The sequence below is a fragment of the Azohydromonas aeria genome (assembly GCF_009760915.1).
Taxonomy (GTDB): domain Bacteria; phylum Pseudomonadota; class Gammaproteobacteria; order Burkholderiales; family Burkholderiaceae_C; genus Azohydromonas; species Azohydromonas aeria.
In genome coordinates this window covers 1-24,189 of the sequence record NZ_VIDQ01000038.1, presented here as the reverse complement: position 1 = coordinate 24,189, position 24,189 = coordinate 1, and the positions used below count along the sequence as shown (strand labels likewise).

At 66.8% G+C, this 24,189-nt stretch carries 23 protein-coding genes and 3 pseudogenes; 13 read left to right on the top strand and 13 right to left on the bottom strand.

Translation table 11 applies throughout. The annotated features are described in order from the left end of the window. The first annotated feature begins 23 nt into the window (after positions 1-23). Together FJ694_RS20735 and FJ694_RS20730 are read left to right on the top strand one after the other, a co-directional pair. Positions 24-773, top strand: coding sequence for an electron transfer flavoprotein subunit beta/FixA family protein (locus tag FJ694_RS20735; RefSeq protein WP_157269238.1), 750 nt, complete (start codon positions 24-26; stop codon positions 771-773). Position 774: 1 nt separating this feature from the next. After that, a complete protein-coding gene (locus tag FJ694_RS20730) occupies positions 775-1,725 on the top strand; it encodes an electron transfer flavoprotein subunit alpha/FixB family protein (RefSeq protein ID WP_157269237.1) in 951 nt (316 codons plus the stop codon). 175 nt (positions 1,726-1,900) lie between these two features. Here FJ694_RS20730 and FJ694_RS20725 read toward each other — a convergent pair whose 3' ends face one another. Together FJ694_RS20725 and FJ694_RS20720 are read right to left on the bottom strand one after the other, a co-directional pair. Then, entirely contained in the window at positions 1,901-2,113 is a 213-nt protein-coding gene (locus tag FJ694_RS20725) for a hypothetical protein (protein WP_157269236.1), read from the bottom strand. Beyond that, a pseudogene (locus FJ694_RS20720) lies at positions 2,091-2,678 on the bottom strand (ATPase); the annotation flags it as partial. The gene FJ694_RS20725 and the pseudogene FJ694_RS20720, both read right to left, overlap by 23 nt. Before the next feature lie 1,517 nt (positions 2,679-4,195). Here FJ694_RS20720 and FJ694_RS20715 point away from each other — a divergent pair. From FJ694_RS20715 to FJ694_RS20700, 4 genes are all read left to right on the top strand, one after another. Then, entirely contained in the window at positions 4,196-4,342 is a 147-nt protein-coding gene (locus FJ694_RS20715) for a hypothetical protein (RefSeq protein ID WP_157269235.1), read from the top strand. A gap of 114 nt (positions 4,343-4,456) precedes the next feature. Then, positions 4,457-5,917: a replication initiation protein gene (locus FJ694_RS20710; RefSeq protein ID WP_157269234.1), complete on the top strand. Its 1,461-nt coding sequence runs from the start codon at positions 4,457-4,459 to the stop codon at positions 5,915-5,917. Between the two features lie 537 nt (positions 5,918-6,454). Next, complete coding sequence (locus tag FJ694_RS20705) at positions 6,455-6,982, top strand: hypothetical protein (protein WP_157269233.1); 528 nt, start codon at positions 6,455-6,457, stop codon at positions 6,980-6,982. Then, the gene (locus FJ694_RS20700) at positions 6,979-7,227 is read left to right on the top strand and encodes a hypothetical protein (RefSeq protein WP_157269232.1); all 249 of its coding nucleotides are present in this window, start codon (positions 6,979-6,981) and stop codon (positions 7,225-7,227) included. The genes FJ694_RS20705 and FJ694_RS20700 overlap by 4 nt, the downstream gene beginning before the upstream one ends. A 322-nt stretch (positions 7,228-7,549) precedes the next feature. Here FJ694_RS20700 and FJ694_RS20695 read toward each other — a convergent pair whose 3' ends face one another. Then, positions 7,550-8,452 (bottom strand): LysR family transcriptional regulator, encoded by a 903-nt coding sequence (locus tag FJ694_RS20695; protein WP_157269231.1) that lies wholly within the window; start codon positions 8,450-8,452, stop codon positions 7,550-7,552. A gap of 142 nt (positions 8,453-8,594) precedes the next feature. Here FJ694_RS20695 and FJ694_RS20690 point away from each other — a divergent pair, with 142 nt between their 5' ends. Beyond that, on the top strand, positions 8,595-10,040 hold the full coding sequence (locus FJ694_RS20690; protein ID WP_157269230.1) for an MFS transporter: 1,446 nt from the start codon (positions 8,595-8,597) through the stop codon (positions 10,038-10,040). Between the two features lie 173 nt (positions 10,041-10,213). After that, the gene (locus tag FJ694_RS20685; protein WP_157269229.1) at positions 10,214-10,480 is read left to right on the top strand and encodes a hypothetical protein; all 267 of its coding nucleotides are present in this window, start codon (positions 10,214-10,216) and stop codon (positions 10,478-10,480) included. A gap of 25 nt (positions 10,481-10,505) precedes the next feature. Here FJ694_RS20685 and FJ694_RS20680 read toward each other — a convergent pair whose 3' ends face one another. The 3 genes from FJ694_RS20680 to FJ694_RS20670 form a co-directional block, all read right to left on the bottom strand. Then, on the bottom strand, positions 10,506-11,051 hold the full coding sequence (locus tag FJ694_RS20680) for an RNA 2'-phosphotransferase (RefSeq protein WP_157269228.1): 546 nt from the start codon (positions 11,049-11,051) through the stop codon (positions 10,506-10,508). After that, entirely contained in the window at positions 11,048-11,317 is a 270-nt protein-coding gene (locus tag FJ694_RS20675) for a hypothetical protein (protein ID WP_157269227.1), read from the bottom strand. The genes FJ694_RS20680 and FJ694_RS20675 overlap by 4 nt, the downstream gene beginning before the upstream one ends. A gap of 140 nt (positions 11,318-11,457) precedes the next feature. Beyond that, the gene (locus FJ694_RS20670; RefSeq protein ID WP_157269226.1) at positions 11,458-12,651 is read right to left on the bottom strand and encodes a GGDEF domain-containing protein; all 1,194 of its coding nucleotides are present in this window, start codon (positions 12,649-12,651) and stop codon (positions 11,458-11,460) included. Between the two features lie 467 nt (positions 12,652-13,118). On the opposite strand from FJ694_RS20670, the gene bla reads away from it, so the two are divergent. After that, positions 13,119-14,006, top strand: a complete 888-nt coding sequence (gene bla / locus FJ694_RS20665) for a class A beta-lactamase (protein WP_198320921.1) — start codon at positions 13,119-13,121, stop codon at positions 14,004-14,006. 131 nt (positions 14,007-14,137) lie between these two features. On the opposite strand, the gene FJ694_RS20660 is transcribed toward bla, so the two are convergent. Continuing rightward, the gene (locus FJ694_RS20660; protein ID WP_157269225.1) at positions 14,138-15,511 is read right to left on the bottom strand and encodes an alkaline phosphatase PhoX; all 1,374 of its coding nucleotides are present in this window, start codon (positions 15,509-15,511) and stop codon (positions 14,138-14,140) included. Between the two features lie 219 nt (positions 15,512-15,730). Beyond that, on the bottom strand, positions 15,731-15,931 hold the full coding sequence (locus tag FJ694_RS20655) for a hypothetical protein (protein WP_157269224.1): 201 nt from the start codon (positions 15,929-15,931) through the stop codon (positions 15,731-15,733). Between the two features lie 231 nt (positions 15,932-16,162). Between FJ694_RS20655 and FJ694_RS20650 the strand changes: the two genes are divergently transcribed. Together FJ694_RS20650 and FJ694_RS20645 are read left to right on the top strand one after the other, a co-directional pair. Continuing rightward, positions 16,163-16,423 (top strand): hypothetical protein, encoded by a 261-nt coding sequence (locus FJ694_RS20650; RefSeq protein ID WP_157269223.1) that lies wholly within the window; start codon positions 16,163-16,165, stop codon positions 16,421-16,423. 57 nt (positions 16,424-16,480) lie between these two features. Next, complete coding sequence (locus FJ694_RS20645; protein WP_198320917.1) at positions 16,481-17,677, top strand: toll/interleukin-1 receptor domain-containing protein; 1,197 nt, start codon at positions 16,481-16,483, stop codon at positions 17,675-17,677. A 561-nt stretch (positions 17,678-18,238) separates the two neighbouring features. On the opposite strand, the pseudogene FJ694_RS37185 reads toward FJ694_RS20645, so the two are convergent. Further along, a pseudogene (locus FJ694_RS37185) lies at positions 18,239-18,619 on the bottom strand (EAL domain-containing protein). A gap of 271 nt (positions 18,620-18,890) precedes the next feature. On the opposite strand from FJ694_RS37185, the gene FJ694_RS20630 reads away from it, so the two are divergent. Both FJ694_RS20630 and FJ694_RS20625 read left to right on the top strand, forming a co-directional pair. Further along, positions 18,891-19,871 (top strand): Bug family tripartite tricarboxylate transporter substrate binding protein, encoded by a 981-nt coding sequence (locus FJ694_RS20630; protein ID WP_157269219.1) that lies wholly within the window; start codon positions 18,891-18,893, stop codon positions 19,869-19,871. 121 nt (positions 19,872-19,992) lie between these two features. Continuing rightward, a complete protein-coding gene (locus FJ694_RS20625; protein ID WP_157269218.1) occupies positions 19,993-20,634 on the top strand; it encodes a flavin reductase family protein in 642 nt (213 codons plus the stop codon). On the opposite strand, the gene FJ694_RS20620 is transcribed toward FJ694_RS20625, so the two are convergent. From FJ694_RS20620 to FJ694_RS20605, 4 genes and pseudogenes are all read right to left on the bottom strand, one after another. Then, the gene (locus tag FJ694_RS20620; protein ID WP_157269217.1) at positions 20,631-21,002 is read right to left on the bottom strand and encodes a hypothetical protein; all 372 of its coding nucleotides are present in this window, start codon (positions 21,000-21,002) and stop codon (positions 20,631-20,633) included. The genes FJ694_RS20625 and FJ694_RS20620 overlap by 4 nt on opposite strands. Positions 21,003-21,174: 172 nt before the next feature. Then, positions 21,175-21,276 (bottom strand): annotated as a pseudogene (locus tag FJ694_RS37985) (PEPxxWA-CTERM sorting domain-containing protein); the annotation flags it as partial. A 120-nt stretch (positions 21,277-21,396) separates the two neighbouring features. Beyond that, positions 21,397-21,885, bottom strand: a complete 489-nt coding sequence (locus tag FJ694_RS20610; protein WP_157269216.1) for a hypothetical protein — start codon at positions 21,883-21,885, stop codon at positions 21,397-21,399. A 680-nt stretch (positions 21,886-22,565) separates the two neighbouring features. After that, entirely contained in the window at positions 22,566-23,723 is a 1,158-nt protein-coding gene (locus tag FJ694_RS20605) for a PEP-CTERM sorting domain-containing protein (RefSeq protein WP_157269215.1), read from the bottom strand. Between the last annotated feature and the right edge of the window lie 466 nt (positions 23,724-24,189).

Sequence of the window (24,189 nt, the reverse complement as noted above, 5' to 3'; positions counted from 1 at the left end):
AATCATCGAACTCAGGAACAGCCATGAAGATTCTCGTGCCCGTGAAGCGGGTGGTGGACTACAACGTGAAGGTCCGGGTGAAGTCCGACGGCTCGGGCATGGACCTCGCCGGCGTGAAGATGAGCATGAACCCCTTCGACGAAATCGCCGTCGAGGAAGCGGTCCGGCTCAAGGAGAAGGGCGTGGCCACGGAGATCATCGCCGTGTCCTGCGGCGCAAGCGCATGCCAGGAGACGCTGCGCACGGCGCTGGCCATCGGCGCCGACCGCGCCCTCCTGGTCGAGACCGACGTCGAGCTGCAGCCGCTGGCTGTGGCCAAGATCCTCAAGGCGCTCATCGACAAGGAACAGCCGGGCCTGGTGATCCTGGGCAAGCAGGCCATCGACGACGACTGCAACCAGGTCGGCCAGATGCTGGCAGCCCTGGCCGACCTGCCGCAGGCCACCTTCGCGTCGCGGATCGAGGTCGGCGACAACCAGGCGCGGGTGACGCGCGAGGTCGATGGCGGGCTGGAGACGCTGAGCGTGAAGCTGCCGGCCGTGGTGACCACCGACCTGCGCCTGAACGAGCCGCGCTACGTGACGCTGCCCAACATCATGAAGGCCAAGAAGAAGCCGCTGGAGAACGTCAAGCCGGCGGACCTGGGCGTGGACGTGACGCCGCGGCTAAAGACGCTCAAGGTCAGCGAGCCGCCCAGGCGCGGCGCCGGCGTGAAGGTGCCCGACGTGGCCACCCTCGTGGACAAGCTCAGGAACGAAGCCAAGGTGATTTGACATGACCGCACTCGTCATCGCCGAACACGACAACGCGGGCCTGAAGGCCGCGACCCTGAACACCGTCACCGCCGCGCTGGCTTGCGGCGGCGAGGTGCACGTACTGGTGGCCGGCGAGAACGCCGCCGCCGTGGCGCAGGCCGCCAGCCAGATCGCCGGCGTCGCCAAGGTGCTGCATGCCGACTCGCCGGCACTCGGCGCGCAGCTGGCCGAGAACGTCGCGGCTCAGGTGCTGGCCGTGGCCGACGCCTACAGCCACATCCTGTTCCCGTCCACCGCCGCCGGGCGCAACGCCGCGCCGCGCGTGGCCGCGAAGCTGGACGTGGCGCAGCTCAGCGACATCACCAAGGTGCTGAGCGCTGACACCTTCGAGCGCCCGATCTACGCCGGCAACGCCATCGCTGTTCAGCAGAGCGCCGACCCAGTCAAGGTCATCACGGTGCGCACCACCGGCTTCGACGCGGCGCCGGCCACCGGCGGCAGCGCGGCCGTGGAGACCATCCCGGCCGTCGCCGACAGCGGCAAGAGCGCCTTCGTCGGCCGCGAGCTGACCAAGAGCGACCGGCCAGAGCTGACCGCCGCCAAGATCATCGTCTCGGGCGGACGCGCGCTGGGCTCGGCCGAGAAGTTCACGGAAGTGCTGACGCCGCTGGCCGACAAGCTCGGTGCCGCGCTGGGCGCCAGCCGCGCCGCGGTGGACGCCGGCTACGCCCCCAACGACTGGCAGGTGGGCCAGACCGGCAAGATCGTGGCCCCGACGCTCTACATCGCCTGCGGCATCTCGGGCGCCATCCAGCACCTGGCCGGGATGAAGGACTCCAAGGTGATCGTGGCGATCAACAAGGACCCGGAGGCGCCGATCTTCAGCGTGGCCGACTACAGCCTGGAAGCCGATGTCTTCACGGCAGTCCCCGCGTTGACGGCCTCACTGCAGGCGGGTAGTGGCGGGTAGCCGCGCGAACTGCGCCGGCGCTCGCCGGTTCCTGACGCGCCTTGACGGTCGAGTCCCTCTCGCAACAAGGTGCGGACCAGGGGATCACCTGGTGCTTGTCGGGGAGAGCCGCCGTGGCAGCGGCCGAACCAAGCCCAGCAAATAGAGCCCGGGACAGTCCAGCCGCCACGATCGGTCAGCTGGTGTGTTCGCTGCCCTTGTCCTGCCGTGGCGTGCTCACTGCGGACGAGCCAGGCGTCACGCTGGCGTCGCTGACCAAGCGGCCGTTGAGCGAATACCAGTTGGGAATGCCCAGCGCGCGGTTGCGGGCCTGTGCCTCGCGCACAGCCTGGTTGCCGATGCGCATGATGCTGGCGGACCAGCGTTCAGCCTTCTTCGGAGGGGTCATGTTTCGGAGTAGGAAGGAGGGCCTGGAAAGCGGTCCACATCTGCTCGTCGTAGACCTGCCACTGGCCGTCCAGCGTCTCGGCAACGACGAGGAAGGATTCTCCGCCATTGAACACCACCATGCTTTGGTGGGCCAGCGGGCGGTACTGGTGCCAGAACACCGGGGCAGCCCGCAGGAAACGGCGGCGCACGTCTTCTTCCGGCACGTCGTGACCACCCTGCGCAACCCGTTCGGTGATGCGGCGCAGGCACAGCTCGGCGCTGTCAAGGAAAACGAACACCAGCGTGACCTCGTAGCCGCGCTCGCGTGCCTTGGCGATGCTGCGAGCGAGGCTCGCGCCAGAGAGGGTTGACTCAATCACCAGTGACTCGCTGGCCTGCAGCGCGACGCCGAGCCTCTTGCTGAACTCGCGCCCGGCAGCTACGCGCACACGGGCTGGATCCGAAGGCGACAACTGCAGGGCAATGTCGTCAGCGCCCAGGTAGGGCAGCCCTTCGCTGCGGGTGTAGAGCCGGGCAAAGGTGGTTTTGCCTGCGCCATTGGGGCCGCCGACGAGGACCAGCCGCGGCTGGCGGTGAGTAGATCATGGCGGAATTTTCGTTGTTTTCCATGGGGCCGCTGCAGCGTTGCTGCTTGCCAAGGCTGGCTGCTAAACAACGTGCGTGGTGCATGTCCAGCCTCGTTCAGAGAAAGGCCACCGAAGGCGCTATTGGGTATCAGGAACACAGTGCAGCCAGCAAACAAGCAACGAGGGCTTAGTTGCAACATACCCGAATCCCACAACCCACCCACCAGCCGGCTCCCCTTCCCTCCCCCTTCTCCCCTCTTCAAAGCGGCCGGAGCAGGCGGGGCGGGTGGGGAAAACGGGCTCGGCAGGGGTGGTGGGAAGTACTCTCAGGTATGTTGTCTTGATGGCAGAAGCAGGATCATGCTGCTGCAACGTCTTGCCTGGCCAAGCGGTGGTGCAACGCCACAGCGCGCACTCCGGGCTGTGGCGCGCGACTTGGCACCAGGCATGGCGTCAAGACCGCACCTTGCGCGGCCGGCCGCGGCGTTTCACCGCAGGCGGCAACTCCAGATCCGCCGGCGTCAGGTCGAAACCGCGTATGGGGTTTCTGATCCTCGCCAACGCTTCCAGCCGGGCGTCGTCCTCCAGCGACTTCAACTGTGCCTGGGCCTCGGCCAGTTCGGCACACAGCTCCGCGATGCGAGCCTGTAGAGATTCACGGATGGGTTTGGCTACCGGCTTGACTCAACCGGCCGGCTCGTCTGTCATGTACATCCCAGATGGATGCCGCTCCAACCCTGGGCTTCCAGATCACCTACCCCAAGGTGACGGATTCTGTGCAGAAGCGATGCTCCTGGTGCCGAGCCGCTGGGCGCTTCTCCCGATTGGACGACAGCACAGGCCACATGCTGCGGTGCCCATCCGCACAGAAACCGTCACCTTGGGGCGGACCAGCGTGATGGCCTGGGGACGCCAGACGTCGGCGAGGTCCTTTCGCACATAAAGCGTCACCTTGCATGGCTGGAATCTGGTCGCACGCGTTGACTCCATGATGGCCTGCACAGAAACCGTCACCTTGGATGTCATGCAGGGTCGGCTCAAGGGCCACGTGACGCTACCGCTTGCGGTTCTCTGCACAAAAACCGTCACCTTGGGCAGCCTCTGCGCAGTCATGAGGATGCATGGCGCCTCCACTTCACCGGGTTGCACAGATTCCGTCACCTTGTACCGGGACCTATCAGTCGCAAAGCAGCAAGTTGCCGTGCTCAAGCGCCTGCACAGAAACCGTCACCATGAGGCACCTCCACCGTCTGACGGTGACGCGTAACACGGGTTGCACAGAAACCGTCGCCTTGCACAAGAACCGTCACCTTGCTGCACAGAAACCGTCACCTTGCTTTGCACAGATTCCGTCACCTTGGGTAGTTGTCCACCACAGAAACCGTCACCTTGCCTTGGAAACTGCACAAATACCGTCACTTTGACTTTGCTAAGTAGTTGATCGGAAAAGATTTTTTTGCTTCTGAAATGCTTGCTGGCTTACTAATTTATTAAGCTAGCTGGTGGTGCAGACCTTGAAGAGCAAGACTTCTTCGGCCAGCGGTTTGATGCTGGGACGGCAGCTCAACGCCAGCGCCGACGTACTGATGAAACCCAACGGCATACCTATGCGGCCGCACGCCAAGGCGCAAGGCAAGGTGACGGAGTCTGTGCAGGCATAGCTCGTGCCGTTGGCGCAAAGCTGTGATGGAAAAGTGACTGCTTGCGTTGACCAGCAGTCACCATGCGGTTAACCTGCGGCGCCGTTCACATTCGCAGCAGCCGCACGAGGCTTCATGGCCAAGACCAAACCGGGACAGGCAAAGACCGCGGTTGCCCAAGCGCGGGACTCCCTGAGCGAGCAGTACGCGCTGCAACTCTTCGAGGACACCATCGGCCGCAAGGGCCGTTCCGCAACGATCGCGGACGCTGAAAGCGATCTCACATTCCCGAAGAACAACGTCTTCGTGGACGTGTCGGGAATAGGCCTGCTGGCACGGCGCGGCCTCAACGTGATGAACTACCTCGCCGGCGACGCCCCGGTCGAGCAGTTGGACTTCGACTGTGACGTCGACCTGTTCAAGTTCCTCATCAACTACGCCAGCCGCAACCAGAAGCACCTCAAGGATGCGCTGCGCGAGGCTCAGAAGACCAGCATCGTCGTCGAGCGCGACAGGCCCGAGAATGCCCCAGGCAACCCCGAGTTCGTCTCCATCCCGCTCGTCGGCATGGTCGGTATTGCCAATGGCCGGGTCTTCTTCCGCTTCGATCCCACGATCCGGAAGCTGCACAAGGATCCTCGTGGCTACACGCTGTTGTCGTTGCGCATGACATCGAACTTCAAGTCGGTCTTCGCGCACTCCCTGTACGAGAAGCTGAAGTCGGTCGCCTATCGAGGGTCACCAACGGAATGGCTCACCGTGGAGGCAGCACGGGTCTGGGTAGGCGCACAGGATTCCAAGTTCATGGACGAGTTCAAGATGTTCCGCCAGCGGGCGCTTTCCGTGGCGATCGAACAGATCAACGAACTGTCCGACCTTCATGTCGAATACGAAACCAGGAACGTCCCCGGCTCGAAGAAGGTCTCGCACATCAGGTTCGTCTTCCGTGTCCAGGAAGGAGAGATGACGCAGTCGATGCGCTTGACGGAGGTTCGCAAGACCATCTACGACACCCTGCGGGGAGAGTTCGGCGTTGGGGCCATAGACCTGCAAGCCATCACGATGAATGCCGAGAAGTTCACGCCGGAGCGCATACAGGCCGCCATCGACTTCGTACGGCACCGCATGACCACGGGTCGCGGCAAGAAGGTCCAGTTTCCGGGACGCCTCTTCATGAAGGCTCTGCAGGAAGGATGGACCGTACCAACGGCTGAAGTGCAAGACGCTCAGCCAGCAGCCGCCAGGCGCAAGCCTGCTGTCGCAACGCAGGTTGCGAGCGCAAGCGTGGTCGAGGAACCGAACCCCCTCGCAGAGGCCTTGCGCCAGGAATTCGTGCGCGATGGCGAGCAAGGTTTCAAGCTTTACTTGGCAAGCGATGCCGAGAAACGCCGGGAGCAGCTGGCAAGCTTTGCCAGAACGGCGCACTTCCGTGTCCTGTGCAGCCAGCTGCAACTGGACAAGAAATCCTTTTCAGAGGAAACGTTGCACTCCAACGAGCGTCTGAGGCACGCGTTCGGCAAGCATGTTCTCAACGCTCGAAAGAAGGCCGCGAGAAAAGGGCAAGACACGTCCCAGGTCGAAATGGTTCTGTCCTGATTGCCGGGAACGAAGGCATCTTGTCACACCGTCAGCGATCGTTGTTGAACCATGCTCAAGCAGCTCGGCTGCATTGCCGCAGCAGCATCGCGGTGAAGACAAGTCCGATGGCATCAACGCAGCCACTGCACCGCGGCGGCCGGCTCAAGTGCCCTGCTCCACTGGCGGCGCGGCATCGAAGTGCTTGGCGCCCATGGAACTCCTACGGCTCCTGATTTCGCGGGCCAGGGCCTTGTGAGCTGCAGTTGCAACAGGCAGGCCAGGGCCGAAGCGTTGGGTGTGGTCGGGGACCGTACGTCGTTCGCAAGCCCCATGCCGCGTTGATGCCGTGCCGGTCAAACGGCAAATTCGGATCCACCAGGGCGAACCTCGGCAGCCTCAAGGGCGACGTGCGGCACTGGATGCGCCCGGGCTTGGCTGCATAGCACGATGCACTTGCCCCGTGTACTGGCCGGTCGGTCTGTGTTGGCAGGGTTTCTCAGGAACCCGCGCACGGTACGCTCGATGCTTGGCAGACGAATGCGCGGGAGTGGGGAATTGAGGAACGATGTCGCCGAGGCACTGGCGGCCGCTACGGACGTGGTCAACGAATGGCTGGTGGCCCAGCAGCATGCCGGCGTCACACTGGCCTTGGCCGATGCGCAGACGATCAAGGACACGGTGCAACGCTTCCTGCGCGGCGCCCGGCGCCGCAAGGTTTCGCACTGGGACTGGGAGCGCAAGTTCTACAAGCGGGTGCGTCATCGAGACGCCTGGATCTTCGACCTGCGCCGAGGCAGCCAGCCGATGGTGCTGTGCCTGGGCACCATCGCGATCCGTGAGGACCATGTCATCCTGGAGTACCTGGAGCGTCGTGCCTATGCACGGGTCAAGGGCGTGGCGCTTGCGGCGGCCTACCAGTTCGCGTTGGCCGTCGCCAACGTGCTCGGCCTTTGCGAGGTCCGCGTCAACGACCCGATCAACGACAAGCTCGCGCGCTACTACGAGCGCAAGCTCGAGATGACCCCGGTTCGGCATCCTGCGGACGGCAGGGTAAAGTACCTGTATCGAAGGATCGAACCATGAAGCGCATCACCATCCGCCCCGGCAAGAGCGTCGTCGTCAGTGACGAGGCGTTGGCGCGTGCTCGTGGCGCCCTTGCAGCGTTCGGCGTGCGCGCTGATCAGCTCACGCAGTTGGCTGCCTACAAGGGCGACGTGACGATCGGCAAGGCCGGCCGTGGCGGCAAGAGCCGAGTGGTGCGCGCGCGTACTGGTAAGGCCGGCCAAGGTGCTGCCTCTGCCCGGCAGGCCAAGCTGGTTACGGAATAGGATTTTCAGCCCTGCAGACACCGAAGCCTGCCGCGCGCGGGCTTTGTCTTGAGCGTTTTGCCTTGAGTCGACCGGCCTTGACGCCAGGAGGTCGCCTCGCGTGATGGCGCGCCGCGGCGGGTCAGTCCAGGCCTGGGCTTCGTTGGAGCCCAACAACGCTTGTGTTTAAGGCATCAAGCCACGCGGCTGGCAAGCCTGGGCGATCATGCGCACTACCACAGACTGGCCGCAGGCCTGCAGGCAACGCGCGCCAGTCCATAGCGTCCACTGCACAAGCCACCCCAACGCCTCTTGAGGCCGGGTGCTGAGCAAGGCTCGACGGCTACCAGGTGGCTGGTCCCGCGCAGGCGTCCTGGACGCAGCCGCGCAGCCAGCGGTGAGCCGGATCGGCATCCAGCCGCGGATGCCACAGCAGCGACACCGTGATCTCCGGTACCCACACCGGCAGGGGAAAGCACAGCATGCCTGCGCGCAATCCGGCGGTGTGGCGCTCGGGGACGCTGGCGATGAGGTCCGACGCGCGCGCCAGCGCCAGCGCCGCGGAAAACCCGCCCACAACCGCCGCGACGTCGCGCTGCAGGCCTACGGCGGCCAGCGCATCCTCCACCGGCCCCTGCGCCAGGGCCCGCCGCGAGACGAGCACGTGCCTGCCCTGCGCGTAGCGTGCGGGCGTGACCTCGCCCTCGCCCAGCGGGTGGCCGGCGCGCACGACGCCGACGAAGCGGTCCCGCAGCAGTGCCTGTGCCCGCACCTCCGGGCCCATCGCGCTGCTGACCACGCCGGTCTCCAGGTCCGCGGTGCCGTCGCGCAGCAGCGTGCTGTCCTTGTCGAGCTTGGGCATGAAGCGCAGGCGCACGCCGGGCGCCTCGACGCCGACCCGCTGGATCAGCCTCGGTCCGAAGGTCTCCACGAAACCGTCGCTGGTACGCAGCGTGAAGGTTCGCACCAGCCTGGCGAGGTCCGGCGCCGTGACGGGGCGCAGGGCAGCCTCGGCGTCCTGCACGATGCGGCGCACCTGCTCGCGCAGCTCCAGCGCCCGCGGTGACGGCACCAGGCCCCGCCCGGCGCGCACCAGCAGCGGATCGCCCGTCGTCTTGCGCAGCCGCGCCAGGGACCGGCTCATCGCCGAAGGGCTCAGGCGCAGCCGCCGGGCCGCGCCCGCGACGCTGCCTTCGGCCAGCAGGACGTCAAGCACGGCGAGCAGGTTCAGATCGGGATGTGACATGGCAAGCGCGCCAGCGTAAGCGGCGCTGGCATGGCGTCAGACGCACGAATGAAGTGCAAATGATGCGCCTTCCGCCGTGACCGGCCCGTGCCTATTGTGACCGTGACGGCTGCACTGGCAGCCCTTGATCAGGAGAAGGCACATGTCGGAAACCTCAGCAAGTCACCAAGCCGCGTCCGCGGTGGGCGTCATCGCGCCGGCCGGCGGGGCACCGTGGGCGCTGGCGCTGTGCGCGCTGTTGCCCGCCTTGGGTACCAGCATCGCCAACGTGGCGCTGCCGACCTTCACCGAGGCCTTCGGTGCCTCGTTCCAGCAGGTGCAGTGGGTGGTGCTGGCCTACCTGCTGGCCAACACCACGCTGGTGGTCGGCGCCGGGCGGCTGGGCGACCTGGTCGGGCGCCGCCGGCTGCTGCTGGTCGGCCTGCTGGTCTTCATGGCCGCCTCGGCGCTGTGTGGCGTGGCACCGTCGCTCGGGCTGCTGATCGCCGCCCGGGCCGTCCAGGGCATGGGAGCGGCCGTGCTGATGGCGCTGTCCGTGGCCATGGTGGGCGAGGTCGTGCCCAAGGCCCAGGCCGGGCGGGCCATGGGGCTGCTCGGGGCCGCCTCGGCCGTCGGCACGGCGCTGGGCCCGACGCTGGGCGGGCTGCTCATCGCCGGCCTGGGCTGGCCGGCCGTCTTCCTGGTCAACGTGCCGCTGGGCCTGCTGGCCTTATGGCTGGCATGGCGCCACCTGCCCCGCGACCGCCGCGTGCCAGACGCGGCCCGGGCCGGCTTCGACGGGGCGGGCACCGTGCTGCTGGCTCTGACGCTGGCGGCCTATGCACTGGCGATGACCACAGGCCGCAGCCGCTTCGGAGCGCTCGACCTGGCGCTGCTGCTGGGCGCCCTGGCGGGCTTGGCACTGTTCCTGTGGGTGCAGACTCGGGCGGCGGCGCCGCTGATCCGGCTGGCGCGGCTGCGCGACCCCGTGCTGGGCGCGGGCCTGGCGGTGAGCGTGTTCGTCTCGACGGTAATGATGGCGACGCTGGTGGTGGGGCCCTTCCACCTCGGGCGCGCGCTGGGCCTGCAGACCCTGCACGTCGGCCTGGCCCTGTCGGCCGGCCCGGTGGTGGCGGCGCTGGCCGGCGTGCCCGCCGGGCGCCTGGTGGACCGCTTCGGGGCGCGGTACATGACCGTCGCCGCACTCGCCGGGATGGCCGCGGGCTGCCTGGCGCTGTGCCTGGTGCCCACCGCCTGGGGCGTTGCCGGCTACGTGCTGCCCATGGCCCTCCTCACGGGCCACTACGCGCTGTTCCAGGCGGCCAACAACACCGCAGTCATGGCGGACGTGGCCGCGGACCAGCGCGGCGTGGTGTCCGGACTGCTGAACCTCTCGCGTAACCTTGGACTGGTCACCGGGGCGGCCGTCATGGGCAGCGTGTTCGCATGGGCCGCTGCAGGCGTGGACTTCGCTGCGGCCTCACCCGAGTCGGTCGCCGGCGGCATGCGCACGACGTTCGCGGTGGCGGCAGGACTGATCAGCGTCGCGCTGGGTGTTGCAGCGGTCAGCGGGGGCAGCCTGCGGCTGGGGCGGCATTGGCGGGCGTAGGTCATGCGCAACGCAACCAGGCTCCTGATCGGCCTTGGCCTGTTGCCCGGCATCGCTTGGGAACCCTGCGATGGTCTGGCGTCCGGGTGGCCGGGCCCCGGGGGCCGCGCGATGAATGCAGGCGCGCGTGTTGCCGCACCCCCGCGCATGAGTCATGGCTCGGGTCGATCAGCATGAGCCTGTCGGTAGAGCTGGACACCGCCGCTGGCGAGGCCCGGCCCCGTGCCATCCACTTCGGCAGCCGGCGTGTTGCGGTCAACGAGGTGTGCGACCGCTGGCATGGCCGGTATCGCACCTGGTGGAAGGTCGCCACTGACAAGGGCTTCTACATCCTGGTGTGCGAGGACTCGACCGGCCAGTGGGACCTGGCCGCCGCCGTCGGCGAGGCGCCTCGGGACGATGCCTGGCCTGCGCCGCGGCGCCTCGCACTGAAAACCTGATGCCGGCGCCGGCGTCGCCGCCACATCAGCCGGCGCGGCGCAGGAATGCCGGCGGCACCCTGGCCGTCAGCCACACCCCGTTCTCGGCCTGGTGGAACACGAAGCCCTGCGCATGCATGCGTGCGGCGTCCACCACGAGCACCACGGGCAGCCCGTAGCGGATGCCGACAGCGCGGGCCGTCTGCTCCTCAGCCGACAGGTGCACGTGGTGCCGCGAGCCGGGCTTGAGGCCTTCCCGATCTATCGCCGCGACGAAGCGCGAAGCCGTGCCGTGGAACAGTACCTCGGGCGGCTGCCGCGGCTCGAACTGGCGCTGCACGCTGCGCGTCGAGTGGCCCTGGACCGCACGGATGCGCTGGCCGTCGGCCGAGAACTCGAAGCGCTTCTTGTCGTTGGTGGCCACGACCTGTTCGATGAGCTCGCGGGAAAGCTGCTTCCCTTGCCGCGCAGTGCCGGCAATGAGTTCGTCCACGTTGCCCCAGCCGTCGGCGTCGAGCACCAAGCCGATGGCTTCGGGCTGGTGGCGCAGCACGAAGCTGAGGAACTTGCTGGCCTGGACGATCTTGCTCACACCGGCCCCTGGCCCGGGTCCAGGCGCGCCAGCAGCGCCTTCACAGCAGCCTTTGCCTGGCTCTCCTGCCAGTACGGGCTCCGCAGGGCCCAGGCGCAGTGGGTGCCGTGGCTGCCTTGAGCGTCCTCGTAGAACACGGCAGGCCCACTGACTCCCTCACCGATGTAGACGGCGCCCAGCGGGCAGCCCAGTTCTGCCGCGATGAATTTCAGGACGGCGGCGTGCTTGACGGAGAGCGCTTCGTTGAAGGGGAAAAGACGACTCACGGCAAAACCTCTGCAGTGTGCTTTGAAGGGTACTTGACATCCTCATTGCCCCGAAGACACAGCAATTCCGGCCCGAGTCCCCGACTGGCCCGTTCCGCGACCCCGGTCCCTGCCGGGAGCGCGGATATGGACCCGCAGCGTCATGGCTCCAGGCAAGCGCGGTTTCGGCCGCTTCGCTTGGCCTGGTACAGCAGCGCATCGGCTTGGCTCTGCAGCGACTGTAGCGAGCCGACGCCCGCGGCCGTGCACTTCAGGCCGCCGACGCTTATCGTGACGATGCCCAGGCCGTCGGGACGGTGCGCATGGCGGATGCCGTGCGCGCGTACGGCTTGCACCATGCGCTGGGCGATCCGGCTCAAGTCGCCCGCATCGTCGGTTCCCACCAGCACCGCGAACTCCTCGCCGCCATAGCGGCCGACGAGGCACTCCGCCTTGCGCAGCTCGGACTCCAGCAGCCGGGCCACCTGCGCCAGGCAGGCATCGCCGGCGGGGTGGCCGTAGTGGTCGTTGAAGGCTTTGAAGTAGTCGATGTCCACCATCAGCAGCCCGAAGCCCTGCCCATGCTGCCGGTACCCGTCCCAGTACCGGTGCGCCTGCCCGTCAAGGTGGCGCCGGTTGGCGATGCCGGTGAGCGCATCGGTCCTGACCAGCGCGGACAATTGCGCATTGGCCCGCGTTAGCGCATGGCTGGCATGCCGCGCCATGTGGTGGCGCAGGAAGGTGCGCCGGCCCGCTACCGTGTTGCTCCAGCTGATGAAGAGGCTGAACAGCAGCACCGGGAGATACACCAGCAGGAAGACGATCTGCGGCTCGTGCTGGCCGTGGCTGAGCCGCCGTGAGCCGTCCAGGATCACGGCCGAGATCAGCAGCGACACCAGCAGCGCCGGCACGAACCGCACGCGCACGCACAGGTTGGCCAGCACGATGAAGATGAGAGCCGCGTACTGGTAGGTCTGCACCGCGGGGCTGGCACTGCGCTCGAGCAACCCGTACCAGAACGGCACCACCATCAGGATCGACAGCGGCAGCACCAGGTCCAGCACCCGCATGTCGCGGCACCAGCGCAGCGCCGACTGCGACGCCGCCACCGCAAGCAGCACCAGGCCGCTGCGCGTGAACAGCGACTCGCGGGCCATGTCCGGTATCACGTAGGCGTCAGCCAGCCAGTACGACAGGAACGCCAGCTGGCCCAGGACGTTGATCAGCAACAGGAAGCGCCGCTGGTGCCGGAACTGGTAGGCCAGGTAGCGCCTCAGCAGGCTGCGCGGCAGCAGGCACAGCGGGGTGCGAGCCAGGCGCGCCAGCTCGGTGTCGGAAGGCAGGGATTCGTACATCTTCTTGGCCGCGAGCGTGCCGCGACCCACCGCCGCCGGGCCTGACGGGCCGAAACTCTGCGCACGCCGGGGCCGGCGCGACTGCCGCTTGTCGTTGAATGTTGTGCCCGGCATTGGCCCACAGGCGCCGGCTGGCGGCATCACGGGATCGTGAACTCTTTGGCAGACCGGGCCCGGATTCGAGAGGCCGATGCGCAAGGGCGTGCGGAACGAGGACGCTGCGTGCCGATGCCGGGCAGCACGCGCGCAGACGCCGGCGCCGTGCACTGAGCGCCTCGAACCGATGCCTGCCCAGCAGCCGCAAGGCGCAGGCCCAGTGCATTGGCGCGGTTGGGACCGGTGTCAGCAGAGGTCGGTGTCAGGGCTGTTCACATGCCTGACACTTGATATCGCGGCAAGGCGACAGATGCAGCCGCGGTGAAATCGCACTCTTGCCTGAAGCCTGGTCCATGCCCATGCCCATGTCCATGACCCGACGCGCCGCCTCGCTGGCGCTTGGCAGCTTGCCGCTGCTGACCGCCCTGCCCCGTGCTGTCTTCGCTGGCACCGACCCTGCGCAGGACGCGCTGTCCCGAGCGCTGCCTGTCATGGAGGAGCGTCTGGGCGCACGGCTGGGCGTGCACATCCTCGACACCCATACCGGGCACCAGTGGACACACCGTGCCGGCGAGCGCTTCCCAATGTGCAGCACCTTCAAGGTCCTGGCCTGCGCCGCCGTGCTGGCGCGCGTCGATGCGGGCGCCGACAACCTGAAGCGGCGCATCCGCTTTCAGGGCAGCGACCTCGTCACCTACTCGCCGGTGACGGAGCCGCACGCTGGTAGAGAAGGCTTGCTTCTGAGCGAACTGTGCGAGGCCGCCATGACGCGCAGCGACAACACGGCCGGCAACCTCATCCTGCGCAGCCTGGGCGGTCCAGCCGCGGTGACGGCCTTCGCGCGCTCCCTGGGAGACGAGGCGACACGGCTGGATCGGTGGGAGACGGCTCTCAACGAGGCGCGGCCCGGCGATCCGCGGGACACCACGACACCCGCAGCCATGAGCACCTGCCTGCAGGCCCTGGTGCTGGACCAGCGTCTGGCGCCCGAGTCCCGCGGGCAGTTCGTGCGCTGGCTGCTGGCCAACCGCACCGGCGACGCGCGGCTGAAGGCCGGGCTGCCCGCCACTTGGCGCATCGGCGACAAGACCGGCAGCGGTGACTTTGGTACCGCCAACGACGTGGCAGTCATCTGGCCGCCGGGCCGCTCAGCAGTGATTGCCAGCGTCTACATCACGCAAACCGTTGCTTCCTTCGACGACCGCAACGCGGCGATCGCCGAGATTGCGCGGGTGCTGTCCACGGTGGTGGGCCACTGATCGACGCCGGTGCCGCCGCAGGGCCGCTGCACATGCGCCGGTGCCGTGAGATACCGCGGGCCAATCGCGACTGCCCGGTCCAGCAGTGCGTAGGCCGCACCGACCGCACTGGCGACCTGCGCGGCTGATTTTCAGCGTTGACCCTTGCGCCAGGGCCCCTCGATCACCAGCGTGATGCCCGGTGACTGGATGTTCACGAACATGAAGCGGCCGTTGTGCGAGAAGCAGCCGCCGCAGAACTCGCTGTCGTTGATCCGGTTCTCCGCCACGCGGAACAGCTCACCCTGCGAGTTCAGGCCCACGATGTTGTTGCCGCCGGCACCGTCCTCGTACATGTATAGCCGCCCGTCGGGGCCCAGCGTGATGTTGTCCGGTGCCTCCAGCACCGCACGGTCGGTGGACTCGACCACCAGCGTGAGCGTCTCGCTCGCCGGGTCGTAGGCCCACACCTGGCCGGCGCCGATGTCGCCGCCACTGGTGCAGCAGAAGTACACCAGCCCGTTGCCCCACCAGGCGCCCTCGCCGCGGCGAAACCGCGCCGCGCCCTTGGCCTGGCCCTGGGCGCGCGTGCTGTTGGCAAAAACGTTGTCCGCAGGGTCGGGGCTGTCGATGGTCACCCATTCCACAGGCAGCGGCTTATTGAGGCGGCCCAGGAAGCCCGTGCTGGTGTCCATCGAGGCGGCGGACTCCCTGAGTTTGAGCGCCTGCAGCGTGCCGCCGGCGAGCAGCTGGCCCGGCACCTTGGGCACGTAGCGGTAGAACAGGCTGTCGCCCGTGTCCTCGGTCTCGTAGATGATGCCGGTGCGCGGGTCGGTGGCGGTGGCCTCGTGGTTGAAGCGGCCCATGCCCACGATCGGTTGCGCACGCGTCGGCCCAGAGGCCATGGCCGGCACCTCGAAGACGTAGCCGTGGCGCTGCCGATACGTGCCCGCGTTAGCCAGGCTGGTCGACTCCTCACAGCTCAACCAGGAACCCCAGGGCGTGGGGCCGCCGGCGCAGTTGTTGTTGGTGCCGCCCAGCGACGCATAGTGGCGCAGCAGCCGGCCGTCGCTGTCGAGCACCAGCGTGGTGGTGCCGCCGTTGGCCCAGGGGTCGAACTTCAGCGCCTCGGGCACGTCCACGCCGCGCTGGTTGCCGAACTTGGTTTCGCGGTTGCTGAGCTCGTGGTTGCGCACCAGGATCGTGGTGCCGTCGTGGCCGCGGAAGCACGCCATGCCGTCGTGGTCGCCGGGCACCAGGGTGGCGTCGCTCATGGTCTGGCCGGTGATGGAAACAGCCCAGTAGCGAAAGCCTTCGGGCAGCGAGATCAACGGCTGGCCACGGTAGTCGAAGGCGCCTGGCAGCATCACCTCGGCAGTGTTGAGCGGCAGCGCCGGTTGCAGCGGTCCGAAACCGGGGCCGAAGGCAGGCACCCCTTGCGCCGCGCGGCTTTGAAGTGCGGCCAGCGGTGCGGTCAAGGTGCCGGCACCCAGCATGCGGATGAAACTGCGACGGGACGAGGTCATTCAGGAGGCTCCGAAAAGTGGCTTCAGTGGGCAAACAGCTGCACCGCGCTGTCGCGCCGGCAACGCCTGCACGCCGGCCACCCTAGGAAGCGCTGATGACGGCCGCGTGACGCTGCCGGCTGCCTCGACAGGAATCACATCCCGTTGCAACCCCGGCTCGCTCGCGACGCTGCAGCTTCACGACCCGATGCGCCACTTTTCGAGAAGTCGAAGCGCAGGTCAACCAGGCAAGCTGGCACTGGTGCGGCGCTTGACCAACTCCAGCACCGTCTTGAACTGCGGATGGCGGCAGGGGCGGACCCACTCGAACAGCACCAGCGCTGCCTCGACCACGGCCTCGGCACCGTTGATGGCCGGCATGAGCTGTCCCCAGTAATCAACCAGCACCAGCACGCTGCGCTCGACGTCCATCTTCAGCATGGCCTGTTCCCATCCCGCTTCGTATTGCATGACGGCAGGATAGGCGGGTGCCGTGACGCGGCCGTCAGTCCCAGCCATGGCCGCGGCGGCCTGGGAGCATGAGGCTGCCCCGATCGGGACCGCGCGCACTGGGCTACGGCGCCGGTTTGATCTTGATCGTCAATACTCCGTGGACTCCTGAAAAGCATCATCCTGCGCTGGCCCACGAAGCCGGCGAACAGGGAGCGCCCGATGGAGCCGTACAAGACGCCCGTGGAAAGGGCGAGGCGGCGCGTCATCGAGGCAGAGCGCCGAGTCACTGCGCAGCTGGACCTGATCACGGAGCTGGCCCGCACCCTGCGCGGCACGGCCGACAAGTGGGCTGCGCTGCAAGGCCTGTGCGACCAACTCCGGCACGAGCGTGCGGAGCTGGAGCAGTTGATGGCCGTGGGCGAGAAAAAGGCCAGACCAAGGAGCGCGATGGCAAGCCAGGGTGGCCGCTCAACGTGCTGAAGCGGCCAATCTGCAAGGGCAATGCGGCAAGATCTGGAACCCGGCACCACACGGCTGATGGCCGAGCTCCCTCACGTGGCCGAAATCTTCATCAACTACCGCCGACAGGACTGCCCTGCTGCCGCTGGCCGGCTTGCCGACCGATTGCACGCCGAGTTCGGTGCCGACCAAGTCTTCCTCGACGTGGGCGATATCGTGCCCGGCGCGGACTTCGTCCAGACACTGGAGCGCGCGCTGGGTGGGGCCACGGTGGTGCTGGCGCTGGTAGGCCCAAACTGGCTGCAGGCGGCAACGAGAGACGGCTGGCGCCGGCTCGACGATCCGCAGGACTTCGTGCGGCGCGAGATCGAGTTGGCGCTGGCCCATGGCAAGCCGGTGATCCCGGTGTTGCTGGAGGGCGCCCGGATGCCGCAGTCGCATGAGCTGCCGCCCTCGATCCAGGCGTTTGCGAGTTGCCAGGCTGTGGCGCTGGCCAACGACCGCTGGGACGCCGACACGACGGCGCTCATTGGCGTGCTGGCATCGCAGTACGGCATCGCTCCCGCCTCGTTACATGGCCAGATCGCGGGCACTTGGTGGCGCCATCCGGTGGGGCTCGCGATCGATCTCATGGAACTGCTGGTCCATCCCCGCGCACTTATTGCGCGTCGGATGGGCAACGGCGTGGCTGCTGGCGCCGACGGCGCGCTGCTGCGTTCGCTGGCGATGCTGGTGCTGTGCCTGGCGCTGGGCAACCTGCTGCTGGGCATGGCGCTGCAAGGGCCACCGCTGCGCTGGCTGGCGCCGGGCATCACGCTCGGGCTGCTCGTGGCCGCGGCGTTGTCGGCAACGCTGGCGGCAGCTTGGCGCCTGGTGCGGCGCGCACCGGGCTGGCGGCGTGTCGCCACGCCTTTTGCGTACCTCTTCGCGGGCGCGTGGCTGTACTTCTGCGTCGGCGCCTTCGTGATGCTCCTGGGTGTCGAACTGGTGCAGCCGTTGGTGCTGGAGCACTTCATCGCGCAGGCAAGCCGGGAAGGCACCGTGGGGCTGCCCGCGGCGTCCGCCCTGCTGGCGCAAGCGTTGCGGGGTCCGGCGCTGGCGGGCGTCGTCATTGGCAGTGCGGCTTGGCTGGCGGGCCTCGTGTGGTGCATCAGGGGCTGGGCGACCTTTCGGATTGCCCTGGGCGCCGGCAACGTGGCGGCCTGTAGCGCCACGCTGCTGTGGCTGGCGATACTGCTAGCGCTGGCCACCCTGGCTTCATGGGTCGCGGCATAGCACCAGCTACCAACGCTCAGATGAGGATCGGCTCGGCCGGCTTCGGCATCGCGCACCTGCCGCTTCCGCACAATGACTCCACCGAGCTGTCGCAGCTCGACGCGTGTATACCCGTGCCGTGCTCTTCGCAGCCGTGCGTCCGGAGTCAACTCACACCGCCAATTGGTTAGCCGCTGCCAGCGGCCACCTCAGCGTAAGCGTCCGGCGGCACCGCGGTTGATTCGGCGACCGAGGCCGTTGATTGTCCTTAACCTTGGCTTTGCCTGCGCGCCCCAGCACCCGCAGCACGCCGGCCGCGGTGCGTATGCCCGGCGCCAGCACCGCCCCCATGAGCAGTTCCTGGGTATGCGCCCAGGTGCGGTGGCTGAACAGCGCTGCAAAGCTTAGGATCACCGAAGCAAAGCGATACCAAGTGGTCGGACGCTGTATGACTGCATGAAGTGGTAGAGGCGGGTGCAGCGTTGATTCAGCGCGAATGGCTGCAGTCTCAACGGCCAGCGCAAGCAGCGCCCGGCATGCTTGGCTTCAATGCGTGACTTGCGCCACACGGACATGTGCCAATCAGGCCATGTGCTGCCGGGATGCGCTCCAGCTCTCGGCCGCCACCGGCCGGCCCGTGTGCCAGCCCTGCGCGTAGTCGATGCCGATGGCACGCAGCTTGTCCAGGACCGCTTCGTTCTCGACCCATTCCGCCACGGTGCGCATGTCGAAGGCGGAAGCCACGCGGTGGATGGACTCCACGATGGCTCAGTGCTGGGCATCCTGGTCCAGGTTCCTGACGAAGCTGTCGTCGATCTTGAGCAGGTCGGCTTGCAGCGTGCGCAGGTAGCTGAACGACGACAGCCCCGCGCCGAAGTCGTCCAGCGCGAAGCGCGCGCCCAGCGAACGCAGCCGCGAGATGAAGGCCTGGGCTGTGCCGCTGCTGCTGATGGGCGAAGGCATTTGATCCCGATGACGGAGTAACGGCAGGTGCGCTGGTGTCCTGGCGGGACTCACTACCGGCGCTTGCCCATGGTGCCAAAGTGTATGCACCGGCAGTGTGCAAAAACGCTGCATGAGTGGGCAATCCACGCCTGGCCAGCGACCTGGCCGCCCCACGTTGGCGCATTTCGCCAGCGCTGCACTGGCATAGCTGGTGCTAACGATACCCCCGTCAAAGGCGTCTTGGGCATCGTCGTGACCCAGCCCATCCCAAAACAAGCGAGGAGTACTGATGAAACGTCGTGATCTGCTGGCCGCCGGCGCCGCGGGCCTGATCGCCCCCTGGGCAAATGCCCAATCATCGACCTGGCCCGCCAAGGGCACCATCCGCCTGATCTGCCAATATCCGCCCGGCGGTCTGGTGGACACCGTGGCGCGGCTGATGGCGCCTCACCTGTCGCAGGCGTTGTCGCAGACCGTCGTGGTCGAGAACCGACCGGGTGCCGGGGGCCTGATCGGCACCGAGTATGCCTCCCGGCAGCCCGCCGACGGCTATTCGCTGCTGGTGAGCCATGCGTCGGTCCATGTCTTCGCCGCCGCCACGCGCCGCACCCTGCCTTTCGATCCGGTGAATGACTTCACGCACATGGGCATGCTGGTGGAAGCGCCCATGGTGATGCTGGTGCGTGCGCAATCGCCCTACCAGACGCTGGCGCAATACCTGGCCGCGGCCAAGACCAAGCCGGTTCGCTATGGCACCTCGGGCGTCGGCTCCGCCAACCACCTGTATGGCGAGTTGCTCAAGATCGAGAGTCAGGCCGATCAGCAGGATCACGTTCCCTACCAGGGCAGCGCTCCGGCGATGCAGGATCTGCTGGGCGGGCAGATCGACACTGTCTTCGACCCGGTGACCACGAACGTCAACCAGCTCAAGGGCGGTACCCTGCGCGCGCTTGCCGTGTCCACGCCCAGCCGCCTGCCGGCCTTGCCCAACATCCCCACTTTTGCCGAGCAGGGCTTCCCTTCGCTCACCGGTTCGCAGTGGCTGGGCCTGTCAGGGCCCAAGAACCTGCCTGCGCCCATTGCTCAGCGCCTGACCACACTCATCCCCCAGATCCTAGCCAAGCCCGATGTCATGGTGCGCCTAGAAGAGCTGCAGACGCTGCCGCGCAAGACGCCCGTGCTGGGCAACGAGTTCGCTCAGCTCATTCGGTCGCAGATCACCAACTGGAGCGCAGTGGCCAAGCGGGCCAGCGTGGAAGTGATCGCTTGACCCGTCGAGCGACCGTCGCGCTCTGCTTTCTACAGGCGGCGGCCTCGGCCCTTCCGGGTCGGGGCGCCGCTCTATTCCATTGATGGGTGCGGAACGCCGTCCGCACCAGGACCACGAACCGATGACCGAAGTCGATTTCGACAGCATCACCAGCTACCAGCGCTACAAGCTGATGGCCAGCCTGATCGTCCCGCGGCCCATCGCCCTGGTGACGACACTGAGCGCCGCTGGAGTAGCCAATGCCGCGCCCTTCTCGATGTTCAACATGATCGGGGAGGACCCGCCCATCCTGATGATCAGCATCAACCGTCTCCAGGACGGGCGGCTTAAGGACACGGCGGCCAACATCTTGCATAGCGGCGAGTTCGTGGTCCACATGTCGGACGAGCCGATGGCGCAGAAGATGCACGCCTGCGGCGCAGCGTTCCCCTCAAACGTGAGCGAACTTGCTGCGGTGGGGCTGACACCCGTGCCGTCACGCTGCGTCGCTTCGCCGCGCATCCTGGAGGCACCCATCGCCTTCGAATGCGTGCTGCATGAAACGCTGGAGACACCCAGCCGCTACGTCTTCATCGGCCGCATCAAGTGGCTTGCGGCGCGGGACGGCCTGATCGATACCCAGACCTGGCGCGTGAACCTGCGCGACTATCACCCGGTTGCCCGCTTCGGTGCGAGCTTCTACACGCGCACCACCGACCGCTTCTCCCTGGCCGACCGGGCCAACGGGCCTGCACCCGTCTCGACGTCCATCGACGAGATCTAGCTCGCCGGGTGGAGGGCATACCTGGCCGGGGCCAGCGACGCTTGAATGATGGTGCCGGTTTGGGCTTGGCACCCAAAGTCCCACGAGCAGTTTGTGCGTTTGGCGCGGGTGCTGTTGACGGTGGAGGGCAACTGATCGACGCCGTTGCCACCGCAAGCCCGCTGGACATGCGCTGGTGCGGCGAGGTGCCGGCGGGCCCATCGCGACTGCCCTTTCCCGCGGTCGTTGAGGTCGAAGGGATCTACAGAGAAACCCAAGTCCACCTGCTGACCCTTGCTGAAGATGAAGCCCATGCCCCGCCCGTCTGTGCCAATCAGGTCACCGCGTGCGTTGATCGACACGCTCTGGGTGCCAAACAGGCCCGTCATCGCGTCAATGCTCTACACGAGATAGTGCGAGCCATTACCTTGAGCCGCAACGGCAGTAGCTGCTGCAGCCAACGCTGCCGCAGCGGCGTTTTGAATAAGCTGTTTCCTGTTAACGGTCGGGCTCCTTGCAGATGGGGCTGGCGCGACCAGCCCTGGGACACTTCACTCAACCCTATGGCTGCCGCGCTGAACGCCGCCTGGCAACCCAGCCCACCAAGCCAACCCCGGCCAGCATGAGCGCGTAGGTCGAGGGCTCGGGAACGCCCGGCACGGCGGAAAAAGCGACCACGCCCCACTTGCCCCACTTGCCCCACAGCGTGGCCTGGTGGCTCAGGTCGTTGCGCATGAACACCGAGATTTCCCCGGTCTCGTGCACCTCGTCCGGCGGGGACTGTCAATCGGACTGGGCCGTGACGGAGCGTGTGGGGTTGTCCCCGTCAAGGAAGCGGGAAGTGAAGAACACGCCGGCGGTGCCGGACTCCGTGCCGCGCAGCAGGGGTGAGGGGTTGCGGAAGGGATCGACCTTGACATCCAGCGTGTACTGACCGGTGATGCGCAACCCGGTGTGGGCGGACAGTTGGAACAGCGGCATGCCGGGCACGCCCTCATAGCGCGCCACGGTTTTGGTCACGTAGCGCTGGTTGCTCAAATCAGGAAAGTCCGCCGCCGCAAGGCCGAAACTGCCGTCGGCGCTGGAGGCGAACAGGCCATCCTGCGACACCGCGGCTGAGCTGTTGGGGAAGAAGCCGACGCTGGCCGGCTCCGTGAAGCTGCCAAAGTCCTTGCAATTGCCGCAGTACCCTGCGTACTTGACGCGGGCCATGGACTGGCCAGTGAACTTCACAGTGGGCGTGATGCCATCGCCGGGGTCCAGGTCGACCAACTCGGAGTTATCGTCCTTTTCGGGAAAAACGGTGCGCTTCGACGTAAAAACTTCAAGAAAATCAAGGGGTTAGCTACAGCCACGTAAGGTCGAGCATTCGCCTGCCGTAAGTGCTTGTCACACAATGAGAAATCGGTCGGCGGCGCACCATTCTTCTCAAAAAGGACGACAACTCCAGCCTTGGCGTTGCCGGAGCATGTGCCCAGGATTGGGCTATTGCAGCCCCGCCAAGCGCTGCCCTGGCCCCGGGAGTTATCCGAGCCGCTGCATCCTGGCGGGCGCTCCAGCGCAGCCCGGGAGTCAGACGGACAGCGTCATGGCTGGAACAACTCGTCGTTAGTGACAGGGGCTGGTGCCGCCCGGTACAGCGCGGGTGCAGCTTGTCCTAGGGCCATCGGCGTGGTAGCTGCGCCCGCCATGTCTTCGCGTGAGCTTTTTTGGGACTTGGTTGCAGGTGTGGTAGCTGGCGGCGGTCAACGCAATCAGCGCCGCCAAGGGAGCCGGGCCAGCCACATGCGCAGTCGGAGCTCGACCGGCCCGGAGTTGACGAGCGTCAGCGAGACGGTAGTGCCCAGATGGCGATCAGCAGCCCGCAACATGCTCTCCCTCACGGACCGGGGATGAACAGGGCCACGATACTCCCGTTGTCCATCACTCCAAGGCGAAGAACAGCACTGTCGCTATCGCAGCATGTGCTGGACAGCACGCCGGCGCGCTACCGCACCGGCCACTGTCACCCCTGCGAGCATCAACGCCCATGCGCCGGGTTCGGGCACCGGCACGGCCAGGAAGGCGGCGGGGCCGCCGGTACCTGGCGTGTCCCCGGTGCCCACGATCCAGCCGCGGTCGTTGAGGGCGCGCGCCTCGGTCAGCGTCCAGACCGCGTCGGATTCGGGCGTGAGTAGCGTGTTGAGGTCGTACAGCGTCTCGCCGTGCCACAACGCCGCGTGTCGGTTGGAACCGTCGAACGCGACCGTGCCCACGATCCAGCCGCGTTCGTTGATGTCCTGGACACCGGCGAACCCGCGGCCCGAGTCGAGCAGCCGAAAGCCTCCCGTGTCGTCGTAGATGAATCCCCGTAAGCGCATTTCGTCGCCGTCGCGGGTAAACAACTGCCCCACGATCTGTCCGGCCTCGTTGATTGCGCTCGCCTCGGAGAAGGGCTCGCCGACAAAGGTAAGCGTGCCATCTTCCCAGCGGGCGGCGCGTTGCAGGCCGTCCACGCCGGGCGCGTAGCCCACCACCACGCCGGCGTCGTTGACATCATTGCCGATGCTTGATGACGCGCCGGGCGCCAGGCGCCGGCTGGCCGTGCCGTCCCAGAAGTAGGCGTCGGCCGGGCCGCCGTCGTCGTCAATGCCCGTGGCCTGGCCCGAGGCGTTGATTGCAGTGACGGTGCCCGCGCCCGACGGGGTGGGGATCTGCCGCACGCTGGCGTCGCGGCTGTCATAGAGGAAGGGAATGGGCGGCACCGCGTTGTCGCGGTCGAAGCCCTGCAGGCCAATTTGGCCGAGCTCGTTGATGCTGTGCGCGCTGCTGTCGCCGAAGCCCGGCGCGCGCAGCGGCTGCATCATGCCGCGGCGCCACAGGAAGCCCAGCGTCTCACCGTCGGGTACGCCGTCGATGGAGCGGCCCACCACTTCGCCGCGGTTGTTGATGTCCAGCGCGTCGGCTCGGGAGTGGAACTCCAGCAGCCCGAGGTTGATGACGCGGTACTGCGGTGGCGCGGCCGGCGCGGCGCCGGCGTGGGCGCCGATTAGCAATGTGGCAAAAAGTGCCGCCCCGGCCCGGACGGTTCGGGCGCCGCAGCGCGGCGCGATCGATGGCCCAGCTCGCATGACCTGCTCCTGCACAGCCGAAGGGCTGCGGCGAAGGAGCGTGCGCCATGGAAAGCCGCTTCGATGGTGGCTGGAGGAAAGCGGTGATGCAGGGGGCAACGGACGGCCGCCAGAGCGTGCTGCAGCTCCAGCACGCGGCCCAGCACCTTGCCCGGCGCGAGCTTAGCGTCTTCGAGCATCACCTTGCCGGCCTCGCGATCTTGGACAGGTCCAGGATGCTACTGATAACTCCTCATCGCCTAGAGTTATCAACCATGCAGTCTCACCAAAGAGTGTTTTGCATCAGCAGTTGATTGCTGCGGCAAGACAATTGCTCACATCTACCCTGTCCTGACAAGCAGGCATGCTGCCTTTCGAGCTGGATGTTGAGCAGAAAAGAGCGCCAGCGCATCTGGCACCAGGGCTTTGACCAAGCGCGTTTCATGGGCGCCAAGTGCCCTTACTCAGCCGGTTCCGATCAAGCTGA

Coding starts and splice junctions, on each gene's coding strand:
- FJ694_RS20735 (WP_157269238.1), top strand. CDS start 24: ATGAAGATTCTCGTGCCCGTGAAGCGGGTGGTGGACTACAACGTGAAG.
- FJ694_RS20730 (WP_157269237.1), top strand. CDS start 775: ATGACCGCACTCGTCATCGCCGAACACGACAACGCGGGCCTGAAGGCC.
- FJ694_RS20725 (WP_157269236.1), bottom strand. CDS start 2,113: ATGACCCCTCCGAAGAAGGCTGAACGCTGGTCCGCCAGCATCATGCGC.
- FJ694_RS20710 (WP_157269234.1), top strand. CDS start 4,457: ATGGCCAAGACCAAACCGGGACAGGCAAAGACCGCGGTTGCCCAAGCG.
- FJ694_RS20700 (WP_157269232.1), top strand. CDS start 6,979: ATGAAGCGCATCACCATCCGCCCCGGCAAGAGCGTCGTCGTCAGTGAC.
- FJ694_RS20695 (WP_157269231.1), bottom strand. CDS start 8,452: ATGTCACATCCCGATCTGAACCTGCTCGCCGTGCTTGACGTCCTGCTG.
- FJ694_RS20690 (WP_157269230.1), top strand. CDS start 8,595: ATGTCGGAAACCTCAGCAAGTCACCAAGCCGCGTCCGCGGTGGGCGTC.
- FJ694_RS20685 (WP_157269229.1), top strand. CDS start 10,214: ATGAGCCTGTCGGTAGAGCTGGACACCGCCGCTGGCGAGGCCCGGCCC.
- FJ694_RS20670 (WP_157269226.1), bottom strand. CDS start 12,651: ATGTACGAATCCCTGCCTTCCGACACCGAGCTGGCGCGCCTGGCTCGC.
- bla (WP_198320921.1), top strand. CDS start 13,119: ATGACCCGACGCGCCGCCTCGCTGGCGCTTGGCAGCTTGCCGCTGCTG.
- FJ694_RS20660 (WP_157269225.1), bottom strand. CDS start 15,511: ATGACCTCGTCCCGTCGCAGTTTCATCCGCATGCTGGGTGCCGGCACC.
- FJ694_RS20655 (WP_157269224.1), bottom strand. CDS start 15,931: ATGCTGAAGATGGACGTCGAGCGCAGCGTGCTGGTGCTGGTTGATTAC.
- FJ694_RS20650 (WP_157269223.1), top strand. CDS start 16,163: ATGGAGCCGTACAAGACGCCCGTGGAAAGGGCGAGGCGGCGCGTCATC.
- FJ694_RS20645 (WP_198320917.1), top strand. CDS start 16,481: ATGGCCGAGCTCCCTCACGTGGCCGAAATCTTCATCAACTACCGCCGA.
- FJ694_RS20630 (WP_157269219.1), top strand. CDS start 18,891: ATGAAACGTCGTGATCTGCTGGCCGCCGGCGCCGCGGGCCTGATCGCC.
- FJ694_RS20625 (WP_157269218.1), top strand. CDS start 19,993: ATGACCGAAGTCGATTTCGACAGCATCACCAGCTACCAGCGCTACAAG.
- FJ694_RS20620 (WP_157269217.1), bottom strand. CDS start 21,002: ATGACGGGCCTGTTTGGCACCCAGAGCGTGTCGATCAACGCACGCGGT.
- FJ694_RS20605 (WP_157269215.1), bottom strand. CDS start 23,723: ATGCGAGCTGGGCCATCGATCGCGCCGCGCTGCGGCGCCCGAACCGTC.